The sequence below is a fragment of the Apibacter sp. ESL0432 genome, from assembly GCF_019469225.1.
Classification (GTDB): domain Bacteria; phylum Bacteroidota; class Bacteroidia; order Flavobacteriales; family Weeksellaceae; genus Apibacter.
This window is the reverse complement of record NZ_CP048266.1, coordinates 2,302,807-2,314,355: the sequence shown is the minus strand read 5'-3', so window position 1 is coordinate 2,314,355 and position 11,549 is coordinate 2,302,807. Positions and strand designations below refer to the sequence as shown.

Annotated in this window: 4 protein-coding genes; all 4 read left to right on the top strand. The window is 35.0% G+C overall.

Annotation, left to right across the window (positions count from 1 at the left end; genetic code table 11):
• Window positions 1–44: 44 nt before the first annotated feature.
• The 4 genes from GYM73_RS09920 to GYM73_RS09905 all read left to right on the top strand — a co-directional run bounded on the left by GYM73_RS09920 (window position 45) and on the right by GYM73_RS09905 (window position 11,533).
• A complete protein-coding gene (locus GYM73_RS09920) occupies window positions 45–1,235 on the top strand; it encodes an endonuclease (RefSeq protein WP_220233741.1) in 1,191 nt (396 codons plus the stop codon).
• A gap of 261 nt (window positions 1,236–1,496) precedes the next feature.
• Window positions 1,497–5,684 carry a type II CRISPR RNA-guided endonuclease Cas9 gene (cas9, locus tag GYM73_RS09915; protein ID WP_220233740.1) on the top strand — a complete coding sequence of 1,396 codons (4,188 nt, stop codon included), beginning with the start codon at window positions 1,497–1,499 and terminating at the stop codon, window positions 5,682–5,684.
• Window positions 5,685–6,063: 379 nt separating this feature from the next.
• Window positions 6,064–10,254, top strand: coding sequence for a PAAR-like protein (locus GYM73_RS09910; RefSeq protein ID WP_220233739.1), 4,191 nt, complete (start codon window positions 6,064–6,066; stop codon window positions 10,252–10,254).
• Complete coding sequence (locus GYM73_RS09905) at window positions 10,202–11,533, top strand: hypothetical protein (RefSeq protein ID WP_220234382.1); 1,332 nt, start codon at window positions 10,202–10,204, stop codon at window positions 11,531–11,533. Before GYM73_RS09910 ends, GYM73_RS09905 begins: the two co-directional genes overlap by 53 nt.
• The last annotated feature ends 16 nt before the right edge of the window (window positions 11,534–11,549 follow it).

Below are 11,549 nucleotides of genomic sequence, written 5' to 3'. Positions count from 1 at the left end.
ATAATTATTTATTTTTAGTTTTGTTAATATAAAAAAGCGGATCTATGCGTATATTTTTAAAAAATATATTTGTTTTTATTTTTTTATTAATGATTTATACCCCTTGTGAAGCACAAATACGATATAAATCAGCAACTGTCATGTTTTATAACGTAGAAAATCTCTATGACACCATTCCATCTGCTGATCTTATTAACGGCACCCTGGATCCTAATGATCCAAAGTATCAAATAAGCGTATCCGAAGATGAAGCTTTACAATCCGGATATGAAGTGTACCGAGGTGAACTATCCTTCAATAAACTAAAAGGAAAAAAGGTAGTCAGAAAGCATATTTTAACCGACGAATTCCATTACAAAGGTTCGAAACGCTGGAATACAAAAAAATATAAAGAAAAAATCAATAACATCAGCCGAGTTATATCCGAAACCGGAAAGGCCGAAACTCAATCTATGCCGGCAATCATTGGTTTATGTGAAATTGAAAATGAGCATGTATTGAATGATCTATGCAAAGCCATCAATAAAAGAGGAGGAAATTATGAATTTATTCATCTCAATTCTTTCGATGAAAGAGGCATAGACGTTGGCTTATTATATAACAAAACAAGGTTTATCCTCCAAAATAAACAAAAGCTTTTCATAAATTTACCCAGACAAGAAGGTTATAAAAATTACACACGCGATATACTACTGGTAGAAGGTCTGTTAGAGGGTGAAAAAATGTATTTCTTGGTCAACCATTGGCCTTCCCGACGAGGAGGTGAACAAAGAAGCCTACCCAAAAGGATGGCAGCTGCCAAAGTCTTAAAACAAGCAATGGATAGCCTTATAAGCATCAACCCAAAGGCAAAAATAATAGCTATGGGTGATTTTAATGATGATTGTACCAGCCCCAGCATTAAAAAGGGGTTAAATACGGTATCTAAAAAAGAAAACGTAACAACCGGTTCTTATTATAATCCCGCAGAGAACTTATTTAAAAAAGGATTAGGAACTATTGCCTATCAAGATTCATTTAGCTTTTTTGATCAACAAATTATGTCTCCTGCCCTTGTTACAGATCAGGAAGGTTATCACTTTTATAGAATGAACGTGTTTGCGCCTTTTTATTTAATTACACAAGAAGGTCCTTATAAAGGCTATCCCTACCGTACTTTTTCTAATAATAATTATACGGGGGGATATAGTGACCATTTTCCGGTTTATACTATTCTTATTAAAGAAATTAAATGAATGTGATTTAATATAAATTATCCTTATAAAATACCATCTACTATAACAGCCTAAACTTACCAACATACCAATAAAAAAGCGAGATAATTCCCGCCTTTAATGTTTTCACAACGGAATAATCCTTATTGTGAATTGCTTTCAAATTTTATTTGCTTCAAATATAATCAATAAATTAAACTAATTCATCATAAATATACATTTTTTTTATTTCTAATTAGTTTATACTTTTATTGAATAATTACTAAAACCAAATAGATCATTATGTCTTTTAAGAAAATTCTTGGCCTGAACGTAGGAGTATCTTCAATTGGCTGGGCTGTTGTCCGTGAAAATGAAGAAAATCCAAATTTAAATACTATTTCCAAATTAGGGGTGCGGGTAATTCCTATAACCAAAGATGAAAAGAATAATTTTGAGAAAGGATTGTCTGTTACACCCAATGCAGAAAGATCTTCAGTAAGAAGCGCTAGAAGAAACCTTCAACGTTTTAAGCTGAGAAGAAATAACTTAATCGCATTACTACTTCAAAACCAAATTATTTCATCCAACTCTTCCTTGACAGAAAAAGGTAAATTTACCTCTTTCGAAACCTTAAAAAATCGAGCAAAAGCAACAAAAGAAAGAATTGAACTGGAAGAATTAGCCAGGGTTTTACTTCATATAAACAAAAAGAGAGGATATAAAAGCAGTCGAAAAGTAAAAAACAATGAGGATGGGAAAGCAATAGACGGAATGGAGATTGCTAAGCTTTTATATGAAAAAAAGTTAACTCCCGGGCAATATATTTACCAACTTATAAAAAAAGGGAAAAAGCAAATTCCTGACTTTTACCGTTCCGATTTAGAAAAGGAATGGTCCGCATTATGGGATTTTCAAAAAAAATATTATCCCGATATTTTGACCGAAGATTTTAAAAAAGAACTGGAAGGAAAAGGACAAAGAGCAACTGCCGCTTTATTTTTAAAAAAATATGGAATCAGAATCGCCATAAATAAAGGGAAAAGAGATGAAAAAAAGTTACAAGCCTTTAAATGGAGAGACCAAGCAGTCTCGGAAAAAATAACTCTTGAAGAAATAGCCTATGTTTTGGCTGAAATAAATAACCATATTGCTAATTCCAGCGGATATTTAGGCGCAATTAGTGATCGAAGTAAAGAGCTTTATTTCAACCAACAGACAATAGGCGAAAATCTTTTTTCCCAAGTAGAAAAAAATATTCACACCAAATTAAAAAATCAAGTATTTTTGAGACAAGACTATCTTGATGAGTTTGAGCAAATATGGGAAACTCAAGCGCAATTCCACCCTCAACTTACTCCTGGGCTAAAAAAAAAGATTCGAGATTCCGTTATCTTTTACCAACGTAAACTTCGTTCCCAAAAAAGATTAATTAATTTTTGTGAATTTGAAAACCAAGAAATTGAAATAAATAAAAACGGAAAAAAGAAAAAGAAAAAAATCGGTTTAAAGGTTGCCCCCAAGTCCTCCCCTCTTTTCCAACAATTCAAAATATGGCAAAGCCTTGGTAATGTACTCATCAAAAGGGAAGGAAGCGATCGTCCGTTGACGTTAAAAGAAAAAGAATTACTATTTACAGAACTGAATATTAAAGGAAACCTATCCGGACCAAAAGCTTTATCCCTATTAGAATTGCCCTCTAAAGAAACTAAAATCAATTTTACAATCCTGGAAGGAAATCGAACTCAAGAACAGCTTTACCGAATTTATCTTAAAATTTTAGATATAGAAGGATATAATGTTTTTGAACTTTTGGACATACCGGAAGACCAAGAAGAGTTAAAACCGGGAGACAGTAAAATCCCTGCCGCCGAAATCAAAGAAATAGTAAAATCTGTCTTTGAAACATGTTCTATTTCTACTTCTATATTAGATTTTGACCCGTTGCTTCCGAATCCTGAATTTGAAAATCAAAGCGCATATCAGCTCTGGCATTTAGTATATTCTTATGAAGGAGACAATTCTACTTCGGGAAATGATAAATTGTTGGAACTGTTAACTACTAAATTCGGATTTAAAAAGGAATATGCACAACTCTTTGCTTCCATCTCATATGATTCAGAATATGGTAATTTAAGTAGTAAGGCAATGCGAAAAATTTACCCCTATTGTAAAGAAAATACTTTTAGTGAGGCATGCATAATGGCGGGATATAAACATTCTAAACATTCCCTGCCCCGTGAGGATAGTAATAACCGCAAATTAAAAGATCGACTCGAAATTTTACCTAAAAATTCTTTGAGAAGCCCTGTAGTGGAAAAAGTCATAAACCAATTAATTAACCTGGTAAATTCATTAATGGATGAGTATGGTGCATTTGATGAAGTACGCCTTGAATTAGCAAAAGAGCTCAAAAAAAATGCTAAAGAGCGAGAAAAAATTTCAAAAAATAGGGATGCTGCTAAAATTCGATATCAAAAATATTCAGAAATACTAAAAAAAGAATTTAATATTTCGAACCCCTCAAAGAACGATATAACTCGCTATCGATTATATTTAGAATTGGAAGCGAACGGTTTTAACGATTTATATACTGATACTCCTATAAATAAAGATTATCTTTTTACAAACAACTATGACGTTGACCATATCATCCCGCAATCCAAAGTATTTGATGACAGCTTTTCCAATAAAGTACTGGTTCCCAGGCAAGCAAACCTTGAAAAAAGTAATTTAACTGCTTTCGATTACCTATCAAATCAAGGAAAAGAGAAAGAAGAACACTTTCAATATGTAATTTCAGAATTATATAAGAAAGGAGCTATTTCCGAAACCAAATATAAAAACTTACGTAAAAAAGGATCCGAAATAGGTGAAAGTTTTATCAACAGAGAGTTGCAAGATACACCATATATTGCCGGAAAAATTAAGGAACTCCTTTTTGAAATTGCTCCCGATCTGGTTACTACTTGCAGTGATATTACTTCTAAATTACGTAAAGATTGGAACTTAACTGAACTTATGAAAGAGTTGAATATTGAAAAATTCCGTAACGCCGGACTTACAAAGTTGATTGAAAATTCAAGAGGTGAAAAAAAAGAAATGATCATCGATTGGGATAAAGGAAATGACCATCGTCATCAAGCTCTCGATGCTTTACTTGTTGCTTTTACATCCCGAAATCATATTCAATATTTAAATCATATGAATGCTCGGGACGATGAAAAACATAAACGCCATGCAGTTATTCTTGCTATTGAAAAGAAGATCAAATATGATAAAATCAATGAAAATGGAAGCAGCCCCTCTCGATTTACTTTTCCAACTCAAAATTTTAGACAAGAAGTCGAAAAGCAATTAAAAGAAATATTGGTTTCATACAAAACTAAAAATACGGTAACCACTGTAAACTTAAATAAACCTAAGAAAAAAGGGGGATATTCGCCCAAGCTTGAACTTACGCCAAGAGGCCCTTTACATAAAGAAACCATTTATGGGATGTCAAAAATTTCCCGGACTAAAGAAATAATGATTTCTTCAAAATGTAACTATGAGACGGTATCAATGGTTCAAAATCCTATATACAAAAATGCTTTATTAAAACGATTGAATGATCATTTCAATGATCCTAAAAAAGCTTTTTCCGGTAAAAATTCCGTAATTAAAAAACCAATTTTTTTGAATGCTTATTCAACCGATACCATTCCTGAAAAAGTTACCATCCAATGGTTTGAAAAAGTTTATACTATAAGAAAAGCTATTACCCCCGAAAATTTTAAAAATGAAAAAACTATTGAAAAAGTATTGGATCCCACTACCCAAAACATACTAAGAAATCGATTAAAAGAAGCTCATGGAAATGCTAAAGAAGCCTTTTCAGATTTGGAAAAAAAACCCATCTGGCTAAACCAAGAAAAAGGAATCTGCATTAAAACAGCAACTATAATCGGAGTTAGTAATGTGGAATCGCTACATACTAAAAAAGACCATTTCGGAAACGAACTTTTAGATTTAAACGGCAAACCTATTCCGGTAGACTTTGTGAGTACGGGAAATAACCATCATGTAGCTATTTATGAAGATGCAGAAGGAAACCTACAGGAAAAAATAGTCAGTTTTTTTGAAGCGGTCGAAAAAGTAAATCAAGGTCTTCCCGTAATTGATAAATTCTATAATGAAAACCTGGGTTGGAAATTTCTTTTTACCATAAAACAAAACGAGATGTTTTTATTTCCTTCAGAAGATTTCAATCCGAATGATCTAGATATCAACGATGAAAAAAACTTAAATCTAATTTCCCAACATCTATTCAGAGTCCAAAAATTAGCTTCTAAAGACTATTATTTTAGACATCATTTGGAAACCGGCATTGAATTTAATGATGCAAATTTAAAAAGAATAATCTGGAGGAGGGAAAGACCTAGTGGGGTTAGAAATATCGTTAAAGTTCGTTTGAATCATATGGGGAAAATTGTTCATATCGGTGAATAAAAACAACACCCCAACACTGTAAATCCATAAACCACAAACAGATAGCCTGTAGTTATTTTCAAAGAAACCCTGAAACCAACCCATAACTTTGTTCAGACAACCCAACAGCATCTTTGTGATGATCAACAAGTTAAAGTAAAAATAACCGTAAAAGTTATAAATTCTGATAAAAAAATCTTTATCTTAGCCGAATAATTTTCACAAAGCCTAACTTATGAATATAACGTCTCGTTGTTTCGTGTATAGTTTATTTAGTGTAAATAGGAATCTAATTCTTATGGAATTTTTCCGCTTGTAAACCCGTAAAAATAAAAAAGTAAAGAGAATTTTTTTTAATTGCTTTACTCCCACTAACTCAACCTTAAAAAAAACTAACTCCATGCCCGATAAAAAACCCGATCATTTAGCCTTAGTAGTAGAAGGAGCTTGCGTAAGCTGCAACCGAGGAAGTATTCCCGAATGTATTTTAAAAGTAAAGCATAAGGACGATGACAAGTACCTGGCCAACCAAAAGAAAATAGCCACTTGGCTGGAAGATGACCAAGACCACATGAATTTTGGATTGTGTAACCGAAGCAGCCCCCAGCCGGCCTGCACCCCGCAAATTTCATGGAAAGATTATTATCAAAACGCCGAATTCGGCAAACAAAAACCACTGACGGAAGCTTCCTACGGGGAGTGTAAGTATAAGGGGAAAATCACCATAAAAAACCACGGCCAAAAGGTCAAACTCTCGGCTAAAATTTTTAAAAAACACCTCAGGGAATCGTATGATATTTTTATGATAAGTCCTAAGGTTGCGGCTTCATTAGGAAATACCATTCCTTCGGTAAGCAAAATAGATTTGGTTTCTTCAAGCGTTCCCAAGCAAACAATCCCCTCCCATCGAGAAGTGTGCTTTGAAATAGGCGGAGCGGTTAAAACAATCACCCTTCAGGCCACAGTAAGGGAAAAAGACGATGCCAGCCTGGTCAATTGGGCCTACTACAAAGGAGATACTCAAAAAGACCGAATAAAAACCTATCTGGAATACGGAAGCACACACCAAGTAAATCTGGAAGAGTTACCTGAAGGCAAGACCACCATCTTCGGATACGGAAAGGTTCCCATCGGCGATTCTACCAAAATAATCATCCATCGCAAAGCAAACAAACTCGAGGAAATTGTTGTCAACGCAAAGCAGGTTTCCAAAGAGAAAATCGTGGAACTTCCCAAAAATACCCCCGCCTATTTTACCCCTCGCTATACCTTTCCCGATTCGGAAAAAACCAAGTTTTTTATGTTGCAAGGCATGCGATGGCGCATCAAAGATTTGAACGGGACGATCTTATATACCAATGCTCCGGGATTTTCTGCCGATCATAAAAACAGTCCTTTGGGAGCGCAGATTCTCTCGGGAAGTCTGATGGCTTCTTTTCGCAACAGCGGCTCTTATGTTATAGAGTTGGAAGACCATAATTATGTTCCGATGGGAATGTTGCCTAATCGGCGCATGTTGACCGTAAAAATAAAAAACCGATCGGCAGAAAATATAAAAAACCTGGGAAGCGACAAGATACGAAAAGACGGCATTTTTCATCTGAAAGTCTCGAAAATCAAGTATAATTACGAAGGAATGATCGGATTAGGGAATCGGGCTTTTTGGATTGTTCAAAAAGACGGGGGAAAAGTCATGCGGTTAGGACTTAAAGAAGAGTTAAAGATCAGTGTTGCAGCGCTTGTCGAAGAATTCAAAAAACAAGGGCAGCCTGTAACCGACCTTTACGGGATTTATAAATTCCAAGCCTTCGGGGAAGATAAAGACTCGACAGCTGTTTTGGGAAAGGGCCCGGATACGGCATGGATTGAAGTAGGCAAGAACCGTTTGGAAAGCATCAGCGGTCCTGAAAAAATACCCGTGGGAGCAGAAGCTGTCTATAAGATCCAACCCTTGATGTCTCTGCAAGCGGGAGAAACGCCGCAATGGACCTATCCGCATTCTGTCGAGTTGGAATGGAGTCTGTCCTCCGACTGTCAACAAGCGTTTTTACGAATGGACAGGAAAGATAAAGTTACTTTTTCGGCCCAACTGAAGGGAGAGGAAGTAAGTCGCCGTTCGGTAAAAAAAACCGTACAAGCGGAAGAGGTTTTTCTGGAAAGAGCCCTGTGGTGTTACAAAAACGGAACCAGAAGGACCGAGACGGGCTGGGAGGAAGAAAATTATTTCTACCTTAGTTTGAAAGGGTTGGAGAGCGTTGGAATCAAAGTAACGATTTGGGCAGAACATCCCAACTTTGAACCGTTGGAAACCTTCCGCCGACAAGAATGTTTGATAAAAGAACTGGATGCCGTCTTGGATAAAAAAGGAAGTTGTCAACTTTCCTTTATTGTGGACCGGGAAAGTAAAGAAAAGATACAAACCATCAATCCCGACCCTAAAGTACAGACCCAACTTTTTTTTACGGTGGAATTTACCTCAAAAGAACCGTTGGATCTTTCTCGCATATCCTTGATCCACCGGGCAGACGGTCAAGAAGTGGAAACGGTGCATATAGACGGGAAAACGTTATATTTGATATTGGATCGCAGAGAATATTTGAAAGTCCCTGCTCCTGCGCGCATTACTTCTATGTGTTTTTCTAATGAGGCAGCGGATGATGTTCAGATAAAGACTACTGAGTACGGCATAAAACATACGGTTTGGGTACATACCGTGGGTATGGCTAAGGAAAAACTAACGGTGGTTGTGTATAAAAAATTGGGGGCGGATGATTGGGCGGATTCTTATAACGAAAAGCAAAAGTCCTTTATGGTGGCAACACAGGCAAAAAGGTATGAGGCTGAGGTGGTGGGGACCGACGGCTTACTGTCGCTGGATTTTACCCCGGAGAGGGACTCGAACGTTCCGAGCCCTCAGGTGTTCTATATCGCTGTTTTTAAGGAGGAAAAGGATGCAAACGATGCAACGGTTTGGGTGGAATTGGAATCTCAGCTGAAGACGGTAAACAGGGATTCGTATGAAAAGGTTTTTAATGAGGAGTATTCGCAGGTGGGCATTGCCATGCCCACTTTGGAGGAAGGGCAAACTCCTACCGCAGAACAATTAAAAAAGGTGGAATCTGGTTTTTTCCATTTTTTTAATCCGCTCTATGTTTCTGATCTGGGAAATCTTGAAGATTTATCTTCTGTTTCTTTGGTTACCGTGGCCAGGGGGAAGAATTTGATGAAAAAACGTAATTGTTATTGTCATCGAGATTTTACCGAAGAAGAAATGGAACAATTGCTGATCCATATGAACGGGAATACGAAACTGTGGACCGACGGATTGATTAATGACAACAGCGTAAAAAGTTTAACTAGGGAATTAAACCAAATGTTTCGCAGATATGGTATTAATACTTGCATACAAAAGATTACTTTTTTGGCTCAAGTAAATGCAGAGACGGGATTTTTTAAATTATCGCAAGAAAAACCGAGTAAATATAAATCCAGTACTTCCTTTTATAAAGGGAGAGGATTGATACAACTTACCGGTAATTTAAATAAGGATAAAACTGCTTACGATGATCCCGGACCTTATGAAAACTATGGAAAATATTTAGCAGACAATGGGTATCTGAAAAAAGAAGAGAAAAGAATATTTATCGCCGATCCTGATTTGATATCCAAAGATCTACATTATGCCATAGACAGTGCCGGTTGGGAATGGAGTATTGAAAAAAAGGCACTTTCATATATAAGAGATTATGGTGATAAAGAAAAAAATGCGTACGCTAAATGGAAACGAGATACATTCCCAAAAGGAGTGGGAAAATCATTAAATGATATTGCATTAGCCTATGAAGAAACTATAGAGGAAGAAAAATACTTTTGGTTTCAATCTAAAATATTAAATGGGTATCCGCTCACACATAAAGATAAACCCGATCCGCATGGTTGGGAAAAGCGTAAAGAAGGACTTAGAAAGTTAAAAACATGGTTTAAGTACGACAAAGCTGTTTGTAGAGGGGGCAAAGAGTTGGAGCTGGAAGAAGAAGGAGTATTAGCTAAGATGAAAAGACTAGTTGACAATCATTATGAATATAAACAAGAAACAGACCAATACAGAACAGAAGTCAGTGAAGCCGGGTTGAAATTTATGGATTGTTCAGAGTTAGTAAGCAGATATCTGTATGAATTAGAAATAGGCATAAATAAAGCTAAAAATGAACCAATCTATATGACCACATCAGGAATGACCAGTGAAAAAGAATTTAGGAAGCTGTTAGGTAACAATAATATAGACTTAGTAGGCAAAGAAGAAAGTTTTAAGCCACAAAGGGGAGATATATTTGTATGGAGAAGTCCCTCCAAAGGAGGTCATACAGGAATAGTCTATAAATATGATCCACAAAAAGATTTAGTTACAATTTTAGAGGCTATAGGAAAGTTTGGAAGTGCAGATGAATCACAAAATACAGTTGCTAATGGAGGATTTCCCGGAAATAAGCAAACGCGTACATCCGTTTATAAGCGCACCAGTAAAGCCCTGGTAAATCATGAAGGATGGATTGGATATTTCAGACCTAAAAATTATACAAAAAAATTATAAAAACCTAAAAATGATCAAACAAATATTAATATTACAATTTTGTCTATTTACCTTTTTGGCAAGTTGTCAGGAAAAAAAACAAGTAAACCAAGAACAAAAACAAATAATAGACCAAGAAAACAAAGAAGAAAAAGAAGAAAAGCAAATGCAAATAATAGATACAATGCAAAACTTAGATATGACTTCGATGAAAAAGATGCTCAATGAAGCTTATTATTGTATAGACACAGAAACACCAATATATGATAGCCATGTTAATTGGATTAATTCAGAAATTTTAAAGTCTTTACTTAGCAACGGATATAAAATGCCGACCAGAGAAGAATTTCAGGCAAAGATTCAAAAAGTATTCGGAGTAAATATGAAGATAAATCAACCTTGCAGAATGAATAAAATAGGAGATGAATTTATCTTTTTATATGGCAGTCAATATATGAAAGATGAAAAAAGTGGAGAAAATAAAGGTATCTCAAGATCTGAATATTTTCCTTCAGATTATACAGGTAATATTGTTTTAATGTTGAAAAATAGTTATATGAGCTTTCTGATATCACCAGTTAGGGTTGTAGAATTTCCAATAGATAGTGCTTCATATAAAGTAAAAATACCTCAATATGTAATTTCTCGTAACAAATACATCCTTAATGACGATAAAAGTCAGTTTCCATGGCTGGTTATGCATGATGAATTTTTTATGCGCAGTTTGGTAACTGAATTTGGTTATACTGAGGATAAAAAACTATTGAAATGGGTGATTGAAAATACGGATTTACCACTATTTTCAAAGTTTGCCGAAACAAAACATTTGAAAGAATTGGGAAAACTATTATGGACCAAGGATTGTAATGGAGAAATACGAGTACATCAAAATACCTTGGATTTACTGAAAGAATTATCTACCCCACATGACGATTTATATATTATGTATGTAGCAGAGTATTTATCAAATTATTTGGTATCCTCAGCAATTAAAGAAGAAAATTTGACAATAGAACAAAAAGCAAAAATTGCTGCTTATTTATTGTATTGGGGAGAGCAATATAAATACGATAAACATTATGATTATAATCAAATGTTTATGACCCGATTCTATTACTATCATTTTGAAAGAGAGGCTTACGAAAAAGAATTTAAAAAGAATAATTATTATGGTTTACCTAAATTTAAAGAATGGTATGAGGCAGCGAAGAAAGAAAAAGATTATTTTAATGGAGGAGAAGGAATGGAAGATGATCCAAACCCTTATGATTACAGGCGTATAGCAGAACCAATAAAATAATAATCTCTTTTTAAAT

Bases quoted from the DNA above. Each gene is read 5' to 3' on its own strand.
- GYM73_RS09920 (WP_220233741.1), top strand. From the start codon at position 45: ATGCGTATATTTTTAAAAAATATATTTGTTTTTATTTTTTTATTAATG.
- cas9 (WP_220233740.1), top strand. From the start codon at position 1,497: ATGTCTTTTAAGAAAATTCTTGGCCTGAACGTAGGAGTATCTTCAATT.
- GYM73_RS09910 (WP_220233739.1), top strand. From the start codon at position 6,064: ATGCCCGATAAAAAACCCGATCATTTAGCCTTAGTAGTAGAAGGAGCT.
- GYM73_RS09905 (WP_220234382.1), top strand. From the start codon at position 10,202: ATGAAGGATGGATTGGATATTTCAGACCTAAAAATTATACAAAAAAAT.